This is a genomic window from Vibrio sp. 10N.261.46.E11, assembly GCF_041472735.1.
GTDB lineage: Bacteria > Pseudomonadota > Gammaproteobacteria > Enterobacterales > Vibrionaceae > Vibrio.
The window spans coordinates 24,539-48,099 of record NZ_JBFRQW010000013.1 but is presented as its reverse complement, the minus strand read 5'-3'; the positions used below and the strand labels follow the sequence as shown (position 1 = coordinate 48,099).

Annotated in this window: 21 protein-coding genes; 12 read left to right on the top strand and 9 right to left on the bottom strand. The window is 42.8% G+C overall.

The window, feature by feature from the left end:
- Positions 1-371: 371 nt before the first annotated feature.
- Positions 372-2,399: a cache domain-containing protein gene (locus AB4407_RS04635; protein WP_372119126.1), complete on the bottom strand. Its 2,028-nt coding sequence runs from the start codon at positions 2,397-2,399 to the stop codon at positions 372-374.
- The gene (locus AB4407_RS04630) at positions 2,389-3,852 is read right to left on the bottom strand and encodes a sigma-54-dependent transcriptional regulator (RefSeq protein ID WP_372119123.1); all 1,464 of its coding nucleotides are present in this window, start codon (positions 3,850-3,852) and stop codon (positions 2,389-2,391) included. The genes AB4407_RS04635 and AB4407_RS04630 overlap by 11 nt, the downstream gene beginning before the upstream one ends.
- Before the next feature lie 302 nt (positions 3,853-4,154).
- Between AB4407_RS04630 and AB4407_RS04625 the strand changes: the two genes are divergently transcribed.
- The 5 genes from AB4407_RS04625 to AB4407_RS04605 all read left to right on the top strand — a co-directional run bounded on the left by AB4407_RS04625 (position 4,155) and on the right by AB4407_RS04605 (position 8,980).
- Complete coding sequence (locus AB4407_RS04625) at positions 4,155-4,961, top strand: substrate-binding domain-containing protein (protein ID WP_132982433.1); 807 nt, start codon at positions 4,155-4,157, stop codon at positions 4,959-4,961.
- 211 nt (positions 4,962-5,172) lie between these two features.
- A complete protein-coding gene (locus tag AB4407_RS04620) occupies positions 5,173-5,871 on the top strand; it encodes an ABC transporter permease (protein WP_009846742.1) in 699 nt (232 codons plus the stop codon).
- Positions 5,872-5,881: 10 nt separating this feature from the next.
- Positions 5,882-6,601 (top strand): energy-coupling factor ABC transporter ATP-binding protein, encoded by a 720-nt coding sequence (locus tag AB4407_RS04615; RefSeq protein ID WP_372119120.1) that lies wholly within the window; start codon positions 5,882-5,884, stop codon positions 6,599-6,601.
- The gene (gene mobA, locus AB4407_RS04610) at positions 6,579-7,163 is read left to right on the top strand and encodes a molybdenum cofactor guanylyltransferase MobA (protein ID WP_009846744.1); all 585 of its coding nucleotides are present in this window, start codon (positions 6,579-6,581) and stop codon (positions 7,161-7,163) included. Before AB4407_RS04615 ends, mobA begins: the two co-directional genes overlap by 23 nt.
- Entirely contained in the window at positions 7,163-8,980 is a 1,818-nt protein-coding gene (locus tag AB4407_RS04605; RefSeq protein ID WP_372119118.1) for a bifunctional molybdopterin-guanine dinucleotide biosynthesis adaptor protein MobB/molybdopterin molybdotransferase MoeA, read from the top strand. The genes mobA and AB4407_RS04605 overlap by 1 nt, the downstream gene beginning before the upstream one ends.
- A gap of 211 nt (positions 8,981-9,191) precedes the next feature.
- On the opposite strand, the gene AB4407_RS04600 is transcribed toward AB4407_RS04605, so the two are convergent.
- Positions 9,192-11,267, bottom strand: coding sequence for a diguanylate cyclase (locus AB4407_RS04600; RefSeq protein WP_372119115.1), 2,076 nt, complete (start codon positions 11,265-11,267; stop codon positions 9,192-9,194).
- A 243-nt stretch (positions 11,268-11,510) separates the two neighbouring features.
- Here AB4407_RS04600 and AB4407_RS04595 point away from each other — a divergent pair, with 243 nt between their 5' ends.
- Positions 11,511-11,777, top strand: a complete 267-nt coding sequence (locus AB4407_RS04595) for a DUF2960 family protein (RefSeq protein WP_004733780.1) — start codon at positions 11,511-11,513, stop codon at positions 11,775-11,777.
- A 189-nt stretch (positions 11,778-11,966) separates the two neighbouring features.
- Here AB4407_RS04595 and nagK read toward each other — a convergent pair whose 3' ends face one another.
- Together nagK and AB4407_RS04585 are read right to left on the bottom strand one after the other, a co-directional pair.
- Entirely contained in the window at positions 11,967-12,875 is a 909-nt protein-coding gene (nagK, locus tag AB4407_RS04590; protein ID WP_135385034.1) for an N-acetylglucosamine kinase, read from the bottom strand.
- 163 nt (positions 12,876-13,038) lie between these two features.
- Positions 13,039-13,785: a tRNA-uridine aminocarboxypropyltransferase gene (locus tag AB4407_RS04585; protein ID WP_372119112.1), complete on the bottom strand. Its 747-nt coding sequence runs from the start codon at positions 13,783-13,785 to the stop codon at positions 13,039-13,041.
- 68 nt (positions 13,786-13,853) lie between these two features.
- Here AB4407_RS04585 and AB4407_RS04580 point away from each other — a divergent pair, with 68 nt between their 5' ends.
- The gene (locus AB4407_RS04580; protein WP_372119110.1) at positions 13,854-14,657 is read left to right on the top strand and encodes a sterol desaturase family protein; all 804 of its coding nucleotides are present in this window, start codon (positions 13,854-13,856) and stop codon (positions 14,655-14,657) included.
- A 222-nt stretch (positions 14,658-14,879) separates the two neighbouring features.
- On the opposite strand, the gene AB4407_RS04575 is transcribed toward AB4407_RS04580, so the two are convergent.
- Positions 14,880-16,925: a methyl-accepting chemotaxis protein gene (locus tag AB4407_RS04575; protein ID WP_372119107.1), complete on the bottom strand. Its 2,046-nt coding sequence runs from the start codon at positions 16,923-16,925 to the stop codon at positions 14,880-14,882.
- A 104-nt stretch (positions 16,926-17,029) separates the two neighbouring features.
- Here AB4407_RS04575 and AB4407_RS04570 point away from each other — a divergent pair, with 104 nt between their 5' ends.
- A complete protein-coding gene (locus AB4407_RS04570) occupies positions 17,030-17,500 on the top strand; it encodes a C40 family peptidase (protein WP_372119104.1) in 471 nt (156 codons plus the stop codon).
- A gap of 91 nt (positions 17,501-17,591) precedes the next feature.
- On the opposite strand, the gene AB4407_RS04565 is transcribed toward AB4407_RS04570, so the two are convergent.
- The gene (locus tag AB4407_RS04565) at positions 17,592-17,936 is read right to left on the bottom strand and encodes a DUF3802 family protein (RefSeq protein ID WP_009846752.1); all 345 of its coding nucleotides are present in this window, start codon (positions 17,934-17,936) and stop codon (positions 17,592-17,594) included.
- 468 nt (positions 17,937-18,404) lie between these two features.
- Between AB4407_RS04565 and AB4407_RS04560 the strand changes: the two genes are divergently transcribed.
- Together AB4407_RS04560 and AB4407_RS04555 are read left to right on the top strand one after the other, a co-directional pair.
- Positions 18,405-19,271 carry a fructosamine kinase family protein gene (locus AB4407_RS04560; protein WP_012603955.1) on the top strand — a complete coding sequence of 289 codons (867 nt, stop codon included), beginning with the start codon at positions 18,405-18,407 and terminating at the stop codon, positions 19,269-19,271.
- 114 nt (positions 19,272-19,385) lie between these two features.
- Entirely contained in the window at positions 19,386-19,589 is a 204-nt protein-coding gene (locus AB4407_RS04555; protein ID WP_372119102.1) for a CPXCG motif-containing cysteine-rich protein, read from the top strand.
- Positions 19,590-19,735: 146 nt separating this feature from the next.
- Here the strand turns inward: AB4407_RS04555 and AB4407_RS04550 are convergent, their stop codons facing one another.
- Positions 19,736-20,347, bottom strand: coding sequence for a riboflavin synthase subunit alpha (locus AB4407_RS04550; RefSeq protein WP_372119099.1), 612 nt, complete (start codon positions 20,345-20,347; stop codon positions 19,736-19,738).
- Between the two features lie 151 nt (positions 20,348-20,498).
- On the opposite strand from AB4407_RS04550, the gene AB4407_RS04545 reads away from it, so the two are divergent.
- Positions 20,499-21,869 carry an MATE family efflux transporter gene (locus AB4407_RS04545; protein ID WP_372119097.1) on the top strand — a complete coding sequence of 457 codons (1,371 nt, stop codon included), beginning with the start codon at positions 20,499-20,501 and terminating at the stop codon, positions 21,867-21,869.
- Positions 21,870-22,032: 163 nt separating this feature from the next.
- Here the strand turns inward: AB4407_RS04545 and AB4407_RS04540 are convergent, their stop codons facing one another.
- Positions 22,033-22,911 carry a DNA ligase gene (locus tag AB4407_RS04540; protein WP_372119094.1) on the bottom strand — a complete coding sequence of 293 codons (879 nt, stop codon included), beginning with the start codon at positions 22,909-22,911 and terminating at the stop codon, positions 22,033-22,035.
- Positions 22,912-23,186: 275 nt separating this feature from the next.
- Here AB4407_RS04540 and AB4407_RS04535 point away from each other — a divergent pair, with 275 nt between their 5' ends.
- A complete protein-coding gene (locus tag AB4407_RS04535; RefSeq protein ID WP_004733793.1) occupies positions 23,187-23,516 on the top strand; it encodes an STAS domain-containing protein in 330 nt (109 codons plus the stop codon).
- Positions 23,517-23,561: the final 45 nt, after the last annotated feature.

Genomic DNA, 23,561 nt, shown 5'->3' with positions numbered 1-23,561 from the left:
AATCCGCGATGAACCTTAAATTAAAGGTGGATGCCATTACCAGTAGAACGACCGATAAAATGACGATGGAGACGAGTTTTAATTTGATAGATAGGTTACTTAATTTCATAGCTGACTGACTTTATTATTTGTTTTGATTATGGATTTTCGACCAAGTTATCAAAAATTCGTACAGTTCAGATGATATGCATCAAGATCGAAAGATATACACCGTGTTACATAGCTAAAAAGAGGTATACGTCAAACAGGCGGAGGTTGAGATTTGGCTGGCGATAGATTAGTAGTGCGGAATTTTCGTGCTTGGGCTAAAACGTTCGTGTACTAGCCCAAGCACTTAATGTAATTGTCGAGTGACAGCCGGTAAAATTAACTTAGAGATTCGACACCAATAATTGAGGTGTAGCTTTTTGTTGGAGGTAGATACTAAAGCGACTTCCTTTACCGACTTCAGATTCAACACGTATCTCACCGCCCGTTTGGCTCAAGATACTTTGGGAAACGGATAAGCCTAAGCCTGTACCATCTCGCTTGGTCGTGTAGAAAGGCGAGAAAATGCGTTTCAGCTGCTCTTCCTTGATACCGCAACCTTCATCTTCCACATGAACAATCGCCCCATGAGACACGCCATTCTCTATCCAGTCTTCACTTGAGATCGTCAATGTGCCCCGTCCTTCCATCGCATGAATCGCGTTCATTTGTAGGTTAACCAGAATCTGTAGCAATTGGTTGCGGTTCACTTCGACCGAGGTTTTAGCATTCAATTTTGAGACATACACAATGCCTTTCTTTTTCGCCCCTGTTTTTACGAGCGTAATACTTTCATCGACAATTGGATTGATATGTTGCCACGTAATTTCATCTTGCACGCCGCCATGACGGCTGTATTGAAGCAGGCTTCGCGTTATGTTTCGAATTCGGTCTATCTGCTCCATGATGGCGTGGACTTCTTCGTCTACACGGCCCACTTCATCGCCGAGTTCAAACTTCATCAATTCTACATTGCCAAGAATCACTGCAGTTGGGTTATTGATCTCATGAGCAATGCCTGCGGTTAATTCACCTAATGCGGCTAATTTCTCATTGACCACCAGCTTATCTCTGGCTTGATTAAGTAGTTTGATGTGCAATTCGAGCTCTTCAGTTTTCTCTTTTAAACTCGCGGTACGAGAGTGAACCTTACATTCAAGTTCAGACGCAGCTTGTTGAATCTCTTGATTACGTTCGTGCAGCAAATCTAGCATCTTGTCGAACTGTTTAGCGAGCAAAGTAAGTTCGTGTTGATCATCCAAACCCAACGTACCGATTCGCTTGTCTTGCCCCATTTGGACTAGCTTTACGACTTTATGGATGCGTTCAATTGGGTTGAAAAGATCGCGCGCACCACGGTGTACGATCAAACCTGAAGCTAGCAGCAGCAGTATGATAGTGATGCTGATTTCACCAAGGTTAGTCAGATACGTTTCTACGAGTGGCCAGATTAGATAGCCGGTATAAAGCATGCCAATAACGTTATCAAACTGGTCGTGGATTGGTTGATAAGCCGTGATGTACCAAGCGTCGTAGACATATGCTCGGTCTAACCACTTTTGCCCTTGATTCAAGACTTTTGAATGAACTTCATGAGAAACGCGAGTACCAATTGCGCGCCCTGCACTGTCTTCACTGCTTAATGGCACATTAGTGCTGACACGCAGATCATCAAGGAATACGGTAACCGTACCAATACGGCGGTTAAAACCATCACGTTGCGGATAGATCAAGTTGCTGATCTGATCAACTAACTGAGTACTGTTGTTGAGTAGGATACCGCCGTCTAGAAAACCGATTACTTGGTCATTCTCATCTCGAATCGACACAACGGTGCGGCTAACCAAACCCCGAGTTTCAACTTTTTGACTATTGAGCATTGGAACTTCGGCTTGCCTTGCCAGGTTTTGGTCTAGATCGTTGAGTTCATTTTGGCTCAATACACTAAAGAACGATTCTTTTCGTGTCAGGTCGAGGTATTCACGCTTTTTCCCCATGCTCTCAACACTTCTCCAACGCAAAAAGTCGAGCTCATAGCGAGATTTGTTTTCAGAAACCCAACGAGTGAGCTCTTCCTTTGAAATATCACTCGTGAGCTTTAGTCGGAAGTTATAAGACTCAGCAAATGCTTGAACGTTGTAGGCCTGTTGGTTTTGAATGAGATGGATACTGTTGTCGGCAACATCCAAACGCTCATCAACATCGATCAATGCCCCCTGCCACGTATAATGAACCGACCAATACAAAGTGATCGCAACCAGAGCACATAAAGTTAAGATGATCGGCGCAGATGTCAAAAATAGCAGACGATAACGCACCATGGTTTTGAACCGGAACGCCCACTTTGTCCACCAATGACGTCTAATCGGCATATTCAGAGCCTTCTGTGTTCCAATCTTTGTACTTACGCTCTAGTGTTTTACGCGCCACACCGAGATCTCTCGCTGCTGCAGATTTGTTACCATCATGGAAACTCACCAGTTGTTCGATGTGAGACTTTTCTACTTCCTTGAGTGTCCAAGTGTTTGGGTAACCCTCAGCAGCGTCTACGTTATTCAAGTTTGGTATTTCCGCACCATGTGACACCGTCACTGAAATGCTAGTGGGTGCAGGATCGCCATTAATTTCACGCCAATAGTGTGCTGGTGGCTTATCTAAAAGTATGCATCGTTCGACTAAGTTCTTTAGTTCACGGATATTGCCTGGCCATTCGTATTCATTCATCGCCAAAATATCTTCATGCGCCCAGTTTGGGATGGGTACACCCAGCTCAGTAGATAACAAACGAGTGAAATATGGGACTAGCTCTATCAGATCAGACGGTCGTTCTCTTAATGGCACAACATCGATTTTAAGCACATTGAGTCGGTAGAATAGATCGCGACGGAAGTGCCCTTTTTCGACCTCTTCTTGAAGGTTACGGTTTGTCGCCGCTACCACACGAACATCGACAGCGATCTCTTTCTCACTGCCGACAGGGCGAATCGTCCTTTGTTCTAATACACGCAACAGTGCTGCTTGCATTGGCAGTGGCATTTCACCAATTTCATCGAGGAACAAGGTACCGCCACTTGCGACTCTGAATAGACCTTCACGGTTTTTCTTCGCGCCGGTAAATGCGCCAGAGGTATGCCCGAATAGTTCACTTTCTAGAAGTTCTGGCGCAATTGCGCCACAGTTGATTGGCACAAATGGCCCCGTGCGTTTACTGGCTTCATGTACACCACGTGCAACTAGCTCTTTACCTGTACCCGACTCACCTTCTATCAAAACGGATGCTCGAGAGGGTGCAAATTGACTGATCAGCAATTTAAGCTGTTTGGTTTTATCTGAGTTACCGATTAACTCGGTCTTGATATGACGGCTAACATCACGCTTCAATGCGTATTGCATTCTTTGATCAAGGCGCTTATCCATACAACGTAGTACAGCTTGTATCATTTGTTCTAAGTTGAAAGGTTTAAGAATGAAGTCTGAAGCGCCAAGCTTAAGCGCGGATATGGTCATCTCTAGATCAGCATAGCCAGTCATGAAAATAACATCGGCACGTTTGTCGTTGTCGTTAAACGCTTCTTCCCACTCAATACCAGAGCGTCCTGGCAGGTTGATATCAAGAACAATGAGATCAAAATGTTCGCTCGAACGCAGTATTTCAGCATCTTCAACGGATCCTGCACTCGATACCTTGCCAAAGAACTTACCCAGAGCCTTCTTTAGAATAGCCTGCATCCCTACTTCATCGTCCACGACCAAGACGGAAAACGCCTGATACTGAGTCAATGTGTTCGGGTTGAGATTGGATGCAGATGAACTAGGTAAAGACATAATGATTAGCCGGTGAGGAAAGTTGGGACAGAGTGTACCAATTAACCTTTTGTCCAACAGGGGCAATGTGCGACATTTTGTCCTAGCTCATGTTTTGATTCATTTTAACGGGGTAAATGGCGCAGTTTTGTCCGAAATAACAGCAATTTAATGAGATCCGATGCATGATTTATTGGCATTAAGATTGCTTGTAAGGTGTAGATTTCTAATTACAACAATTAGCATCTTATGTACATGCCCTTCTTTGAGCCCTTTAAAACGAAGGCATGTCATTCATTTATAACAGAATGGACATAATAATAATGAAAGCAATTCCCCTAACTATTGCAGCTCTATCTATCGTCAGTTACTCGGCTAGCAGCGCAGAAGACACCACGCATATCAAGCTTGCGACAACGACAAGCACTTATCACTCTGGCCTACTGGATTACCTACTGCCTGAATTTGAAAAAGATTCTGGCATCAAAGTAGATGTTCTGGCTGCGGGTACAGGTAAATCACTTCGCATGGGTGAAAATGGTGACGTGGATTTGGTGATGACTCACGCACCAAAGGCTGAAGCGAATTTCGTAGAAAAAGGTTACGGCGTTTTACCTCGTAAGCTGATGTATAACGACTTTGTCATCGTTGGCCCACAAAGCGACCCTGCAAAAATTGAATCTCAAAAAGCAGTGGCAGATGTGTTCAAAGCGATCGCGACTAATAACGTGACGTTTGTGTCTCGTGGCGACGACTCTGGTACTCATAAGAAAGAGATGGGTATTTGGGCGCAAACTAAAATCGAACCAAACTTTGGTGGCTACCGCAGTGTTGGTCAAGGCATGGGCCCTACTCTGAACATGGCGTCTGAAATGCAAGGCTACACCATGACAGACCGTGGTACGTGGTTGGCTTACCAAAACAAACTGGATCTTAAAATCCTTTTCCAAGGCGACAAGAACCTATTCAACCCTTACCAAGTAATCCTTGTTAACCCTGAGCGCTACCCAAGCATTAACTACCAAGCAGCCAAAGTATTCAGTGATTGGTTGGTTAACCCTAAAGGTCAGAAACTGATTAACGACTTTAAACTGCACGGCAAACAACTGTTTGTTGCAAGCGCAGAATAGTATGCTCTAAGTAATAAGTCGTTGGTTGTAAGTAAAGCGTAGCGTTGAAGATGTCGTCAAAACCAACAAACACTACGCTTAACTAATCAGTTAACTGAAGCAATTAAAGAAACAATAGCTGGCCAATATAGGCTCAATAATATTGTGTCAGCTATGATTAACATCAGTCATTACCGATAAAGACCCATTATCGATTCACACGAGATACTTCATGACCCTATGGCAAACAACGATTGATGCAATGAATCTACTGGTGAGTTTTGACCACGAATTGTGGCAGATCGTCGCGGTATCCTTCAGCGTATCTTTGTCCGCCATCTCATTAGTGATTGTTCCTGCAATCCTTATGGCTTTCTTATTGGCTTACACCGAATTCCCCGGTAAATGGGCGCTGCTTTCGGTGATCAACACCTTACAAGCGATACCGACCGTGGTAATTGGCTTGTTGATGTACATGATGCTCTCTCGTTCTGGTCCTTTAGGTGACTGGCAATTACTGTTCACGCAAAAGGCGATGATTCTCGGTCAGATGCTGATCTGTTTCCCTATCCTAGTTGCGATGATGCATGGCGCTCTGCAGGCCAGTGACCGCCGAGCAGTAGAAACAGCGCGCACTCTTGGCGTATCAACAACACGAGTCGCGTGTACCTTGATTTGGGAAACTCGTTTCCCTCTATTGGCTGCAACCATTGCTGCCTTCTCTCGTATCGTCACAGAAGTAGGTTGTTCAATGATGGTGGGTGGCAACATTATGGGGATGACAAGAAACATCCCAACAGCTATCGCCATGGAAAGCCACAAAGGCGCATTCGCTCAAGGCGTCGCCCTCGGTATGGTGTTATTAGCATTGGCATTAGCCCTTAACTTTTTCCTTTCCAGTGTGAGAGGAAAAGGCTATTTAAGAACTTAGGAACGCTGTCATGAGTATAAAAATAACAACGCAGCAAATTTCAATGCGCTACAAAGAGCGTGTTTTGTTCCACATCCCCGAATTGTCGATCGGCCCCAACGATGCCATTTATCTCAAAGGAGACAATGGTGTTGGCAAAACGACCCTACTTAAAATCTTGTCTGGATTAATTCAGCCGAGCTCTGGCCGTATTCAATCACCGACACAGAGCTGGCAGCAGAAATTATTTCCTCGGCTAAAGTTCAAAGACATCATTTACCTACATCAAACCCCTTACCTTTTTGATGGCTCGGTGTACCAAAATGTCGCTTATGGCATTCGCTTTAATAAAGAGAGTCAAAAAGATAAGCGAGCTCAAATAATTAATGCATTAAGAATGGTAGGTTTAGAAACCTTGGCAGACGAGCACATTTCTGTGTTGTCTGGTGGTGAGCGCCAACGCGTAGCAATGGCCCGTGCTTGGATTCTTAAGCCTTCAATCTTGCTTATGGATGAACCAAGTGCTTCTTTAGACAAAGAATCTATTGAAAGATTGGTGATTATGGCCGAAGATCTTCTTCAGAGAGGCGCGAGTTTAGTCATTACAAGTCACCAAACTAACGCGTTAACCGATTTGTGTAAGAAGCAGTGGTGGATCAAGGACAACACTTTGAGCGAATCACCGCTTCTGCAAGTTATTAAAAAGAACAAAGCACAAGAGAATATTTATGCTGCTTCCAACGCAAACTAGTTGGGTTATTTTGGCTGGCGGACAAGCCAGCCGCATGGGCGGAAAAGATAAAGGACTCGTTGAGCTCAACGGTTCTCCGCTTATTCAATACGTTATTAACAAGCTGTCACAACAAGATGTCAGCATTACCATCAATGCCAACCGTAACTTAGACAGTTACCAAGCATTTGCACCGGTTGTTTCCGATTCTTTCCCTGACTATCCAGGCCCATTGGGCGGCATTCATGCTGGCCTTAAAAACGCGAGCACAGATTGGGTCGGCTTTGTCCCTTGCGACAGCCCACAGATTAGTGATGACCTTGTTGAACGTTTTTGTGCAGCAGTAAAAGAAGACAGCGACATTCTTGTCGCGCATGATGGCGAATTTAAGCAACCAGTATTCACCCTATTCCACAAACGTGTTCTACCAAAGTTAGAAGCGTTTTTGGAACGTGGTGATCGTAAAATTATCTTGCTGTACAAAGAGTGTGTCACGGAATACGTTGATTTTAGCGATTCTCCTAACTGCTTTGTTAATCTCAACACGCCAGAAGAACTCACCCAATTCGGAACGCTTCAATAATGAAAGATTCTAAACAACGCCCTAACCTTCCTCTATTGGGGTTTGCTGCTTACAGTGGCACAGGCAAAACGACCGTATTAGAAGCTCTGCTTCCTTTATTGACAGAGTCGGGTTTAAAAGTTGGTGTGCTAAAACATGCTCACCACGATTTTGATGTCGATAAGCCGGGCAAAGACAGCTACCGTTTACGCAAAGCGGGCGCAAATCAAATGCTGATAGCTTCGCGTAACCGTCATGTGATGATGACTGAGACTCCAGAAGCAGAAGCCGATTTTGATTACCTGTTGACTCGCTTTGATACCAACACACTTGATCTGATTTTGGTTGAAGGCTGTAAGAACATTGCTTTCCCTAAAATCGAGCTTCACCGTGATGAAGTGGGTAAACCTTGGTTGTACCAAAACGATGACAACATCATTGCTATTGCTGCTGATAGCCACGTTGAATCTGACTTACCTCAAATGGCTATCAACGACTTAGAAGCGATTCGTGATTTCATCATCGATTACGCGCAGTCCTTTGACCTTTCCTCTACAACAGGCAAAGCAGCGTCATGCACATCTTCAAAAGACGCAGCGCCCGCGGTGTGTTGTGATTCGTTCTCTCCAGCAGGTTTAACCGTAACTCAGGGCCAACAAAAGATTGTTGATAGCATTGACGCGCTTGATCTCACAGAGAGTGTTGAATTACTGCAAGGCTACGGTCGTGTGCTGGCCGAAGATGTGATCTCGCCAATCAACGTCCCACAGAATACTAATTCTGCAATGGATGGCTACGCGATTCGTAGTGAAGATCTTGAATTGGATAGCTACAACATTGTTGCTGAAGTCATGGCTGGTCACAGCTACGACAAAACCGTTCAACAAGGTGAAGCTGTTAAGATCATGACGGGTGCACCAATGCCAGATGGCGTTGATGTTGTTGTGATGCGTGAGCAAGCCGTGCAAGATGGCGATAAAGTTAGCTTCCCAGATGCGAAAATCTCGGTTGGACAAAATGTCCGTATGGCCGGTGAAGATTTAGAAATTGGCCAACCTGTCTTTACACGTGGCACACGCATCGAAGCACCAGAAATGGGCATGATGGCGTCGTTAGGTTTCGGTACCTGCCCTGTTCTGCGTAAAGTGAAGGTGGGTGTGTTCTCAACGGGTGATGAAGTTCAGGCACCGGGCGTTGAGCAAAAGCCAAACTCTATCTACGACTCGAACCGTTTCACTATCATCGGCATGCTTCAAAAGCTAGGTTGCGACATCGTTGATTACGGCATTATCGAAGATGACGAACAAAAGATGATGGATGTACTTCATGCTGCGTCGTTAGAGACCGATATGGTTCTGACTTCTGGTGGCGTGTCTGTTGGTGATGCTGACTACATCAAACTCGCGTTAGATAAGTTGGGTGAGATTAACTTCTGGCGTATCAACATGCGTCCAGGTCGCCCTCTTGCTTATGGCAAAATTGAAGACAAACCTTTCTTCGGTTTACCTGGCAACCCAGTAGCCGTGATGGTGTCGTTCATTAACTTTGTAGAACCTGCAATCCGCAAGCTACAAGGTCAAACTAACTGGACACCAGTGAAAGCGAACGCGATAGCGACTGAGCAATTACGTTCTCGTCAAGGTCGTACTGAGTTCAGCCGTGGCGTGTTCTCAATGAACGAATCAGGCGTGCTTGAAGTAAAAACAACCGGTAAGCAAGGTTCAGGTATTTTGCGTTCAATGAGCGAAGCAAACTGTCTAATCGAGATTTCACCAGCGGTAGACACTGTAAAAGCCGGTGAAACGGTGACGATCATTCCTTTGCAAGGTCGTGTGTAAATAAACAAGATTGTGAGCTTTAAGCGAACTTTAGGCTAGCGAATTTAGAGTAATACATACTCTAAATAGATGAAGCCCCTGATACCAGATATCAGGGGCTTTCTTTTTATTGGGGTAAAGCTCAGCTTAACATTAACAAGAAAAGGTCATTGACGAGGAAATCCGAGTTAACGTTAGAATTGGAATCAAAGTACTCCCGATCCCAATTTAACTAAACAAGCTCGACTTTAAGTAATCTGCAATCGACCAAATTATAGTTGTTACGGCCATTTTCTTTGATTTGATAGAGCTGTTTGTCTGCAATATCACAAATCATTTTGAAGTTTCGATCCACATTGTCACTGGCTAAGTCGACGTTAACCCCACCAATAGAGAGTGTTAATTGTTCCGCATAGAGAGCTTTAGGGTTTGCTAATTTGACTTCATTTAGCATCTTTCGCAGAGTGACAACCTTATTTTCAATATCACTACTATTCTGTCCGAAGCAAATCGCCATGAACTCATCACCGCCATATCTGAAAAGGTAGTCATTCTTGGTTGTGAATGTTTTTTTAAGTAAGCGACTGATAATACGAAGCGCTTCGTCGCCCTCTAAATGCCCATGAAAATCGTTATAAGCTTTATACTCGTCAACATCGATCATAAGGACCGCTAGAGATTGTTTTTGGTAGTAAGCGTTATGTATTAAGACTGGCGTGATGTTATCTAATTGATATCTATTAGCTAGACCTGTTAGTGGGTCAGTAGTACTCAAGATTTCTAGTGTTTGATTCGCACTTTCTAAACGCTGTCTTTGCTTTTGATTTTCTAGCGACACGGCAATAAAGCTAGCTAAATGTTCTATAAGCTGACAATGGTGTTCCTGATATTGGTTTGGTAGATGATGCTGAACTGACAGAAAGCCGATTAATTTTTCATTAAGAATGATTGGCGTTAGAATCATTGAGTTAGTATCAAGCTCGCCACGAAACGTAACGAAATTATCGTATTGTGTGGTTTTACCGATATAGGGTTCTAGAGCCGCATCTGTCGCACTATTAAAATGAACGGTAGCTCGCTTGCGAATCACATACGTACCAATGGTTTGGTTCTCTTGGCAAACTACTTTTAGGTTCGGTATTAATCCTTGAGTATCAACAAAATAGCGGTAGTCGAGTATGTCTGATTTATCGTCATACATAGCAATCCCAAACTCAGATGTTGGTAGAATCATATTTATCTTATGGAGTATCTCAGGCAGTACGCTTTCTAAATCTGCAGCGGTTGCTATGAATTGACCAATATCAGTGAGCGCACCCATATATTTTTGCATTTGAGTAAGAACGTCATTTTGCTTCTTACTCTGAATGGTACCTACCCCTTCTAGAATACGTTCGCTCTGTTCGCGCTCATAACTTCTCATGTGTTTTTCTAAAAGTTCTACATGCTGAGTTTGAAGTGCCGCTAAACCAGACCAATCCTCTTCATCTCGAAAGAGCTTCGCCTTAGTTTGGGCATAGATAGCATAAGAACGGTAACTACTCTTTAGATCAAAATTCTGTTCGAGAAAAGCGCACCCTACTTTTGCTTGTTCGCGCTCTCCAATGCCTTCTAAGAATTGAAACCAGTAAACCAAATTTTCTTTTCGATTATGCTCATCTCTCGATTTTTTGAAGTGCTCTTCTGCCTGATAAAATGCATCTAATACATCACTATCATCGAAGCCTCCCCACAAGAGCATGGTTTGCCCTAGGTAACTATGACAAAGAGCTATCGTCCTGTGACTAGAAAGCGAGGTGCCAATTCTTTTCGCTTCCATAATGGCGCTAACCGCTTGCTCAAACTCATTTGTATGAGCACAGCTATAGGCTAGGTTTAAATGGCTGACAGCACAATCTAGTAACCTATTAGCATTTTGAGATGAAATAATGGCTTTACGAGCATATTGCTTTGCTTGTTCGTATTTTTCTAAGCTTAAGTGCAGGTCGCTTAGATTACAGAATATAAGTGACCTAAAATTGTCGTCTACGAGGTGTAAGTTTTCCAGTGTCTTTGAATAACATGCATACGCGAATTGGTAATCGCCTTGAACGTTATGGGCAGAGGCAAGCAAACCGTTTACAAAAACATAAAGTTGAATTTCTTCAGGCGAAATGACATTTAGGCAGGCTTTATAATGTTCAGCGGCGTCAGCTATATTATCGTGGCGATAGCTTGTTAAACCTTTGAGAAAAAGTGCAATAGACTCTGGGAGCTGTGTATCGTGAGCTTCGCATAAACTCGTAATTCTATCTTCTACTTCTTTCAATCCTTTGATTCCAGGGAAGTTCTGGATTCGCGTGATAATTCCCATAATCTGTGGGTAAAGCGTATTGCTCATAAGTTCCGTTTAGGTCAGCCATATTCAAAAATAGTGAATAGTATACCACGAAATGCTTATTACGCGTTCCATTCGTGAGGCTAATAAGTGGTAATTTCCTATCATTATCTTGAGCGGCGTACTGTTTTTATGTAGAGTGCGCGCAAAGTAATAATTATATTGGAGAGCACCATGGCTCGTACCATTCTGTACACTTATAAAGATGAAGACAAAGAGTTACTGTTTTCGAAACAAGAACACCGCACGATCCAAGAAGCTGTAGCGGCCGCTGAAGGTATAGACATCACTGAGTATCTAAAAACTGAGCAGCAGCTTGAGTTCATTTCTGATACTAAAGCGGTTCGTAACTACCAAGACAACTACTTCCGTAAGCTTGGTTTTACTAAGCTTACGTTGAAGCAAAAAGACAACCTTGGTGTCGGTAAAAAGAAGAAGTAAGCCCTCTGGCTTCTTTTTCTCGATCTGTAGTTTCTAGCTTTTCGTTTTCACTTGAGAGCTAAGAAGTTAAGAGCTAAAGAAACGAAAACACCGAACAATAAAAAATGCCGCAACCTCTTTCGAGATTGCGGCATTTTTATTTGTTCTTTTTAACTATCTAACCTTAGCTAGCTTAACGGTAAGTAACGATTACTTAATGTTAAGGAATGCAGCACCACGGACGCCGCCTGAATCACCGTGTTTCGCTTTGATGATCTTAGGACACTTCGCTACAGACAGTAGGTACTTAGGTATACGCTTTGGCATTTCTTCGTAGATAAGTTCGAAGTTTGAAAGACCGCCACCCAGTGCAACAACATGTGGGTCAAGACCCGTAAACAGGTTCGCAAAACAGATAGCCAATAGCTCCATGAAGCGATCTACGTGCTCAGCGGCTTTTGCTTCACCTTCGTTGTATGCTTGGATGATTTCAATCGCTTTCTTCTTCTCACCGAAGTAGTGCTCGTAAATCAGTTCGAAGCCGCGACCCGATAAGTAACTGTCTAAACAACCTTTCTTGCCACAACCACAACCCAGTAACGGTGCGTTGTCGCCAAGGTGGAACCATGCATCTAGAGGAAGGCGCATGTGACCTAATTCACCAGCAACGTGGTTACGACCAGAGAACACTTTACCTTCGTAAACCAAACCACCACCGAAGCCAGTGCCTAGAATTAGGCCTGCTACTGATGGTTCGTCTTTAAGTTCATCATCCCACGCTTCTGAAAGCGCAAAACAGTTTGCATCATTTTCAATTTTCACACTACGACCAATAAGCGCTTCTAGGTCTTTGCGTAGTGGTTTCCCCGTTGAAGCAGGTACGTTAACAACCAGCATTGTGCCGTCGTCAGCATCTTCCATTCCAGGAAGACCAAGACCAATTTTGCCTTCGCAAGAAAATTCGTTGTCGTACTTCTTTACCAAACCGGCAATTGTATCAAGTAGCAGTTGATAATCTTCAGTGGGCGTTGGTACGCGTTCTGTCGCTACTCGCTCAAGTTTTTCATTGAACGCACCAAACTCAATCTTTGTGCCGCCAACATCGAAGCCGTAATACATGAAATCTCTCCAATTTTTCCCTAAATTCGGGCAAATAAATTTTTGTAAATAAACAACTAAAGAGCATTATCCATAACACTCCCCCTACAAACCGTGATAGATGACAAACTTATCCCGTGTTTGAGTTTGTTTGAACAACAAGTCAGCACAAAGCGGTTAAAGGTTAGAGTGACTTCTCACTTTTAGTATGATCTATGAAAGCATTCAGGCTCGGTTTGGTTGGATCTGACTTATAACGTGTCTTACTTAACATGTAACTTTCCCGAAATGTCTCAAACCATAGCTGTAAAGTCTTGGCACCCTGCTCTTCACCAGCCTGTTTCAAAACCAAGCTCGCCACTTCTGCTGTCGAAAGGTGTTGTTCGTTGTCTGACTTGCGCATCATGTATTGAGAAACCGATTCAGGCTCAATCGACAATACAGGTAAATCTTGCAGATACTCTGAACGACGGAAGATACGTCGCGCTTCGCGCCAGCTGCCATCTATGAAAATCAGCAATAGTGTTTTGTTTGGGTCACGCATTTGTGGCAGATCTTGAACCACGCGTGTTTTGTCGTCGGTATAGTCTTCAGGGAACACGATCACAGGTTGGTATTTGTCCTCTTTTAGAACATCCAACATCTCTTGATTTGGCTCTGTGCGATGCCATAGGTAAGCGTAACTGTCTTTTACAGTATCGAGAATCAATCGACCTGTATTACTTGGTTTCAATATTTCGTTATCTGACAAGATCAACATGGTCGCGACGTTCGTACTTACGTCTGGTTGATGTTCACAGATACAGCTGTCTTGTTTTATTTTACAGAACTCACATCGCACTACTTTACACCCGCGCGCATTAAACGGCTTAGTAGCAATGGATAAACGATGTTGATATAAACGGTGAAAAGCGTGGATTCTCATGGACAATAACGATAAATCTAGAAAAGTGGCACGATTGTACTTACAGTGTCCTTAGAATGATAGAAGGAATAACCATGCAAGACCCATCCCTGCTTCGCCTTGTTTGTTTTATTGTCGTTTTTGGATTATGTGCGCTTTGGGAGTACCGCTTTCCACGTAAAACGCTGACTCAGAGTAAATGGTTTCGTTGGGGAAACAACTTTGCTTTAGTCGCTCTGAATAGCTTTCTGTTAGCGACGTTAATCCCTATCGCGGCGTTCCAAGCGGCAGTTATCGCACAAGATAACCAATGGGGTTTGTTTAATACCCTGTCACTTCCCAAAGAACTTAGCATTGTGGTTTGTGTATTGTTGTTGGATTTCGCTATTTACCTACAGCACTTGGTGTTTCACCGTGTTCCTTGGCTTTGGAAACTGCACCGAGTTCACCATGCGGACCTAGATATTGATGTCACAACGGGAACCCGCTTTCACCCAATAGAAATGATTCTTTCAATGCTGATTAAAGTGAGCTTGGTCGTAGCACTTGGTGTTCCAGTAATCGCTGTTGTCATCTTCGAAATTGTGTTGAATGCCAGTGCCATGTTTAACCACAGTAATGCGCGCCTGCCGTTGTGGTTTGATAAACGATTAAGAAAAGCGATCGTTACACCAGACATGCATCGCGTCCATCACTCTGTCATTGTTAAAGAAACACACTCAAACTTTGGTTTCTTCTTGTCGGTGTGGGACATTTGGTTCAAAACCTATCGCGCTCAACCTAAGCTTGGCCATGATAACGTTCAGATTGGCGTTCCAGAGATTCAAGATGGCAAAGAGCAACGGTTAGACTTAATGCTACGTCAGCCATTTGCACGATTCCCGACAACGAAAGACTAGGTTCGAATTCAGTTGAGTCTCAAGTTTATATTGAGATCAAACCTATCTTAATATCAAACCTGTTTCTATGACAAACCCGTCTCCATAACAAACCAAGCTTAATACTAAGCAAAACGCCCTTAGATTCTTGTGAAAACTTAAGGGCGTTTCTGTATCAATAGGAATTTTAGCGTTGTAAGTACTTCAACTATTATGCTGTCAGGCTTAATTCAGCACGCTCGTTTATTTCAATACGTACTTATGAAGCATAGCTTGTTGGTGTCCTGCTATCTCTCCGACTTGCTCTGAACTCTCGATCATGGACTCAAGCTGTAACTTAGTATTCTCCCCTTGTTCAGAAACGCGAGTTATAGAATGTGTTACATCAACCGTTGCACGTGCCTGTTGCTCAGTCGCCACCATGATTTGTTCAACACGTCCTTTAATTTGGCTAACCGCTACCTCGATTTTTTCAAACGCTTGTTTCACATCTCCACTGGTTTCCAGCGCATTCGCCATTTCATTTCTCGACTCTGTTACAGACGCCCGTGAGCGATCAGCGGCTGCCACCAATTCATTCATCATATTTCGTATATTAGTGGTTTGCTGAGAAGTATCGCTGGCTAGTTTTCTGACTTCATCGGCGACCACTGCAAAGCCTCGGCCTTGATTTCCTGCTCGAGCAGCTTCTATTGCTGCATTCAATGCGAGTAAGTTAGTGTTGTCAGCAATGCCGCTGATCATGTCGACCATTTCGCGAATCTGTTTAACACGTCCGTCTAAGTCGGCCATCGATTCTTCATTCATGCTTAGAGAACGTTCTAATGCATGCAGTCGCTGCTGGTTAAGTCCAACAACTTGACTCCCTGTCACTGACTCATTTTCAGCAAGCTGGGCGTCATCATTTGAGGCGTTAGAAATACGTGCAATTTCACCAATAGATGCTTCAAGCTCTGTAATCGTGGTAATCATGTTTTGAAGTGACTCATTTTGCTCGTGTAAGCTTGAGTTAGTTTGCTCTGCGGCATCGTGACTGACTTCCGCTGTTTGATAAAGCGTTTCACAGTTTCGTGTTACCAAACGCACCGAATCAGCGGTTGAATCTACGACCATATTTAGTTTCAAAGTAATAACCTGCAGCTCTAGCGGCCCCATTAGTTCACTTTGTTTAGAGAAATCATGATCTGCGAGCAAACTCAGTTGTTGAGTAATGTTTTTAAGACCTTTATTCATCCAGCGGCGTAATACAAACCATGAGAACACGATAATTATGGCTATCACTACTCCACTAATAAACAACACACGGTCAATACTGGTGATGGTTTGACTAACGACCAATTCGCTTTCATCAATCAGGTGTGCAGCAGTAGAAGACAATTGGTTCAATGTACTAATCACGGTATTCGCTAAGGTGATCACTTGGGTTAGGTTCTGCTCTTGTTGGTTAACCAGTTCCAGTTTCAGCAGTATTTGTCTAATCACACCTCCTTCTGTAAAGCCCTCCTTCACCATCTCATAAGGTGCGGTAAGGCTTGCAAACTCAGCAATGTCTGGGTGCCAATCGGCAAAATCGCTGTAAGCTAAATTAAGGCCCGCGATTCGGTTTCTCAACTGACGATATTCCTCTTGTGCTTTATCAATGTCAGATTGCATCATCAACATCAAGAAGGTATTGGCCATAGCGGATGCACTGGATGTAAATCGGTTTGCTGCATCGCTCGCTTCTGGGTTGTCTTCAACCAAGAATGAGCTGATTCGGTTCATTTCAGGTCCAATCGATCCAACACCATAACGAAACTCGCCCATTTTACTGTCGATTAGGTTTTGCTTACTTTGAATCTCAATCTGCGCCAGCAATACCGTGTTGGTCATGGTTTGTAGTTGCGCCATATCATCAATAAGGTTTTGTTGTTGATCTAAAGAGATCGCATCAGGAAAAGATTGGGAGATAAAAAGGAGTTCCTCAAGCGTGGTATTACTCTCTGTTGCGAGTTGTTCAATTGAAAATCTTGTTGAATTTAGTGCATCTAAGTCGGTGGACTGGGTGCTGTAGGTGAGAAGTTTCACTTGTTCTAATACGCTTTGCGTTAATTCAGCGTTGTGTAAAGCAAGAGGTAGAGCTTGTTCGGAAAGTGCACCAAAATGTCCTCCGACCCGTTCAACTCCTCGAATGCTAACCATTGATAAAAAGCTAACGAGTAAAAGAATGGCAATAAATACAGCGGTGACGGTTTGAATGAGTGAGAATGTATAACGTGAAGGTTTTATTGATAAATTTGTGTCGGGCATGTGAAATCCAGTTTGACTACGAAAAAAGATATCCTTAAGTTAGTTCGTATACTAGAAGTCCTTGATGACGTTTATATTTCAGTTTTTTGTCAGAAGAGTTACATATGAAATTCAGAAAAATGGCTGTAGTTACAATAACTTTAGCAACATTGGCTGCTTGTAGCTCGACGCTTAGTCAAACGGCACACAAGCCTCTGTCAAAGTTAGAACAATCAACGACCAATGCGTATATGAGTGTGTATGAACAGTGGAAAGGTGTGCCATATCATTTCGGAGGGACTTCATTTAGAGGCGTAGATTGCTCTGCTTTCGTTCAAATCGCAGTGCAAACTGCGACCCAGCAAGCCTTACCGAGAACCACAAAAGATCAAGTTAAAAAGGGAAAGGAAATAGCATATGGACAGGCAATAAGTGGTGACTTGGTGTTTTTCAAAACATCGATGACGGTACGACACGTCGGTGTATATTTAGGAAACAATCAATTCCTACATGCTTCGACATCGAAAGGTGTCATTATATCGAGATTGGATAACCCTTATTGGGCCTCTAAGTTTTGGCATTTTAGGCGTTTATAGTGATTAAAAGATTAACTGATAACACAGTTGCTTTGAAGGTACTATTTAAACGCCTATCGCTGTTTAGCCTAGTAAATGTACTAGAAGCTAATTAGTCGTATTGAGCGACCGCAGTATCAAACAGATTCTTCACTAATGCGATGTATTCATCTAAGAATACAATTTGTTCGTTAGTCGCTTTTTTTGACCATACACCAGCTAACACTTCACCTAAATCAGCCACCACTGAATCCGCTTCTTTCAATAGTTGAAAACGAACGCTTGAATGTAACTCAGGGTTTTGCTCGAAAATAGCCATGATGTTTGTTGATATCATGTCAGTGATGATGTCTTCGACACTTTCATTACCTGTATCGCCATTACTATTAGTAAAGACATCTAGGTTAAATGATAAGTGTTCGATCAAAGCCAAATAGCCATCGGTTTCTACAACCACAATAAATCTCCGTTTAAGCTCAAGAGCAGATTAATATGTACCTACCTAATACTATGTATATGAGTCTGTTTGTCATCTCTTTATTACTAAAAACTGTATTAAAGTGATCCGAGTTAGCATTTAAGCTTAAATTTCAATCAAAACACCCTAACTTCACCAAACACACCTAAAATATAGTGAAAAATAATCTCAACCTATTTCTGCGATTCTATTGTATGAAAATCATCATGCCGTGAGATTAGTTCCAAACTATTTCCTTATATCATTCTCAATTTCTGTTTTGATTTCAAAGGGCTTGAATCAGTTCGAGTTCACAAATCAGCCAATTGATTCTACATTAGTTGAAGAAGAACCAAGAACATTGACGAGTGCGTCTATAAATTGCTCAGATTTATCCTAAACTATTGCTATCAAACAAACAGTATTTCTAACCTTCAATTTTTAACTTTCAGTCTTTGAGGATTTCCTATGTGGCAGGCCATTTCTCAACAACTTTCAGATACTCTTCTATTTAACTTTCAGATTACTGAACGAACCAAGGTTTCTGGTGGTGACATTAACGATTGCTATATGATCAGCGATGGTAATGAACGCTACTTTGTAAAAGTGAACCAGCGAGAATTTTTACCTAAGTTTGAAATCGAAGCTGAGAACTTGCGTTTGTTAAGAGAAACCTCCACCGTTTATGTGCCTGAGTTGGTACTGATTGGTAAAACCAAAGAATGCTCATTCATTATTCTCAATTACTTGCCAACCAAGCCGCTTGAAACAAGCAATAATAGCTATGATTTTGGCGTTCAACTTGCCCAATTGCATCAATGGGGTGAACAGAAAGAGTTTGGTTGTGACCAAGACAATTATATTGGTAGCACCCTTCAACCCAACCCTTGGCATAAGAAATGGGGGCGTTTTTTCTCTGAGCAACGCATTGGCTTCCAACTGCAATTGTTAAAAGAAAAAGGCATCGAATTCGGCGATATTGATGACATTGTTGATGTAGTGAATATGCGTCTTGCAGGCCACAACCCTCGCCCTTCTTTGCTTCATGGCGACCTTTGGAACGGTAATGTTGCTAACTCAGCCTTTGGGCCAATCTGTTACGATCCCGCTTGTTATTGGGGCGATCATGAATGTGATTTAGCGCTAACTGAACTGTTTGAAGGGTTTTCAAAAGAGTTTTATGAAGGTTACCAGAGCGTCAATCCACTCGACGTTGGCTATACTGATCGGAAAGACATTTATAATTTGTATCATCTTCTCAACCACTGCAATCAATTTGGCGGCGAGTATTTAGCACAAACTGAGGCGTGTATTCAGAAGATACAGGCCGTTTAATACCAATCACAGCTAGTTACTGCGATCGATATAAGTGCAACGTCCCATATCACTATTCATTACGATCTATACAAGCTACTACGGTTGGTCAAGTTACAGTGAGGAGAATTCGCGATGCATAAATACACAGAAAAACATGTTTCTTGCCCCCATTGTGGGCATTCAATCAGCATAACACTTGATGCTTCTAATGGGAGCCAAGATTTTTATGACGATTGCCCTGCATGTTGCAATGCAATTCATCTGGACATGCAGGTTGACGAATTGAGAGACAGAATCCATCTGTCAATTGATGCAGATGATGAACAAGTTTTCTGAGCCCAGCCTTTGCTTGTTGATATAAAATGAAAGCTATTCATAGACCAAGCCAAAACGCAAAAAAGAGCACCTGATGTGCTCTTTTTAATATCTTCGACTTTTACTTAGTCAACGCTTTTAGGGCAAGTGTTATTGATGAACCGCTACTACGACGTCTGGTTTGCTAGTACGCGTTCAACAGTATCAACAATCGCTTGTGTTTGCGGATCAAACTCAATGTTTACTTGGTCGCCTACTTCACGGCCACCAAACAGAGTACGATTCAGCGTTTCAGGAATCAAGTGTACAGAGAATCGGTTCTCTTCCACTTCACCAATCGTCAATGAACAACCATCAACGCCAATGTAACCCTTGCTTAACACATACTTCATTGATTCTTGCGGCAGCTCGAACCAAAGCGTGCGGTTATTTTCTGTCTTAATCACATCAACGAGATTAGCCATCAGAGTAATGTGGCCAGACATGCTATGCCCGCCAATTTCGTCACCAAACTTTGCTGCACGCTCAACATTCACTTTGTCACCAACAGTCAGTTGGCCTAAGTTCGTCAATCGCAATGTCGCTTGCATTAAATCAAAAGCAATCTGATTGCCTGAAATTTCCGTTACCGTTAAGCAACAACCGTTATGAGCTACTGAGGCACCAATCGCTAATCCCTCAACCATTTCATCAGTTAACTCAATGGTATGAGTCTGAAACATGTCTTTTTTATTGATAGCAATCAGTGTTGCCATGCCTTGAACGATACCTGTAAACATAAGATTCCTTTAGTAACAGTTTTTCATAGCAGTTATTGTGACATTTCTTTATGATTCGTCCAGTGGAAGCTTAAGATCATTGTCTCTGATTCCTTCAGAATGTCCTTTCCTACACTATTATTCTAATTTTCCCTCTTATTTGGAGTTGTTTGTGCATCGTTACAAAGAAGAATCCTCGAATCTAATCAAACTTGCGACCCCAGTATTAATCGCATCCGTTGCACAAACTGGTATGGGTTTTGTTGATACCGTAATGGCCGGTGGCGTAAGTGCTATCGATATGGCGGCGGTTTCAATTGCAGCAAGTATCTGGCTACCATCAATATTATTTGGTGTTGGTTTATTGATGGCGTTGGTTCCTGTCGTTGCACAACTGAACGGTTCTGGTCGACAAGTAAAAATACCATTTGAGATTCAACAAGGTGCGTTTTTAGCGCTCGTCATCTCCCTTCCTATCATTGGCGTACTGTTCCAGACACAACTGATATTGGAGTGGATGGACATAGAACAACTCATGGCAGAAAAAACCATCGGTTATATGAATGCGGTGATGTTTGCTGTCCCTGCATTTTTGTTGTTCCAAACATTGAGAAGCTTTACAGATGGTATGTCTTTAACTAAGCCTGCAATGGTGATTGGTTTTATTGGCTTGCTATTAAACATCCCGCTTAACTGGATGTTCGTATACGGAAAGCTTGGCGCTCCCGCTCTGGGTGGTGTTGGCTGTGGCGTTGCAACGGCTATCGTATATTGGGTGATGTTTGCTCTGCTGTTCGCGTACGTTTTAACATCAAAGCGTTTGGCTAGAATCAATATCTTCGGTACGTTCCACAAGCCTCAGCTCAAAGCACAAATTCGTTTGTTTAAACTTGGCTTTCCAGTTGCTGCTGCTATCTTCTTTGAGGTGACGCTATTCGCTGTTGTTTCTCTGTTGGTTGCCCCTCTTGGGTCTTTGGTTGTTGCCGCACACCAGGTCGCAATTAACTTCTCGTCACTGATATTTATGATACCAATGAGTATCGGTGCCGCCGTGAGTATTCGTGTTGGCCATAAGTTGGGTGAAAACAACACTGAAGGAGCGAAAATCGCGACACACGTAGGAATCATTGTTGGTTTAGTCACAGCCTTAATGACAGCTACATTAACGGTACTATTCAGAGAGCAAGTTTCGTTACTGTACACAGAGAATATGGCGGTAATTACTGTTGCAATGCAATTACTATTGTTCGCTGCAGTTTATCAATGTACTGACGCAATCCAAGTTATCGCTGCAGGGGCTTTGCGTGGATACAAAGACATGCGTTCGATCTTCAACATTACTTTCGTTGCTTACTGGTTGCTTGGTCTTCCTATTGGCTACATTTTAGGAATGAAAGATTGGATTGTTGAGCCTATGGGCGCGTACGGTTTCTGGGTTGGGTTCATTGTCGGTCTAACATCGGCCGCGATTATGCTGGGTATGCGTCTGCACTGGATGCACAAACAAGACGACGATGTGCAGTTAGAATTTAGCTCTCGCTGAGTTATAACTCACTCAACCGGTATCCCTGATATTGAATACCAAAAAGAGCTCTGATATTCAGGGCTCTTTTTCGTCTAATCAATTAATACTGTTTTATGTGTAGATATTTTTGTGCGGAGACTGTCTACGGGGCGATATTTCGCATCAGTCGGCAGTATGTGCCTTAATATTCACTTTTCTCTCTAACGAAGCGCGCAAACTTGGGTTTTCCATTTTGAGTAAAGCCATTGTAACGAAAGGTAATACGGCTGCCGATCTCAGGCGGCGCAAGTCTCATTTGATCACTGAACCCGCTTCCAATATAAAATTCCACACCCTCTTCCGTGTAAACCAAAATCGAACCCATCATTCCTTTATACTTACCTGTCCCGCCCTTGTAGCCAATAACTGTGGCTTCGGCATCGTGATGCCTTTTTAGTTTTAACAGGTCATTGCTTCGACCTGCTTGATAACGACTGGTAATTTTTCTGAGCATCAAACCTTCGCCATTACGTTCATCGACATTGTCTAATTGATAAAACAGAGCTTCTTCATTTTGAATCGGTACATGTTCGATGTAGCTGACATGACGTTCTCCAATCACACTTACCCAATGCAATATGTTGTAATAGCGCTTTTGATAATCGCCAGTAGCCCCTGGCATATCAAACAGCATCAAGTCTATTTGGCGCCACGCAGCATCACTAGGTGTGTGATCGAGGACGGTGGATTGGACTAAGTGGAACTTGCCTCTTCCTGCCCAGAGCTCCCCTTCAAGGTGTACCTTCGGTAAGTTTTTTGTAAACCACTTCGGTGAGTATATGCGATTACCGTTGCGTGTATAAAGATGCTGCCCGTCCCACAGCGCTCTAATCCCATCGAGTTTTTCACTCTTCCAGTATTCAGACACATCAATGCCTTGCTGGTATGTGTTTGCGAGCACCAGATGATCAGGCGGTAAATAGGATGAATGAGATGCAAGCGAACACGCCCATAGAGTGGCTATCGCCAATTTAGTTAATCTCATCATTTGCTCCGTATTAATATCTGTAGTGGTCAACAAATGCCTTTAATCCTAAGCGCTCTAACACACAGTTAGACAATCTTTGCTAGAAGATGCGATCAACTCATCAACCTTATCTAACCTTTACTTTCATTCATTAAATTAATGGCTTATGGCTCTCATATGTTCCGCCGTTTTTAGTTCTCATATTGAGAAACCAACTTTCTCAATATGAGATAGAGATTAGCAGTCGATTTAAGTTGTTGAAAAATATAAATATAAAAGTTGGCACATTCAGTGCAATTGTTCATACATACTTAAAAGGAGATTTCGCTATGGAACTACGTAAGATTGATTTGAATACAACCACACTAACTCTTTCTATCTTCGGTGATTTAGACGCAGCGGGAAGCCGTGATGCTCAGACTGATATTGACGATGTAATCTCAAATGACGGCCACCCTGAAATCGAAGTCGATTTTAGCCAAGTTGAGTTTTTAGATTCATCTGGTGTCGGCGCGATTGTTTACATGTTCAAACGCCTAACTGAACGCGAACGCAACATGCGACTTGAAAATGTGACTGGTCAGCCTCTTGAAATAATGAACTTGTTACGTATTGGGCACGCCATCCCAGTAAACTCAAAAAATCCTACAAATTCATGAAGATCCACTAAGCTAGAAGTAACAAAACATAATAATAAAAAGTAA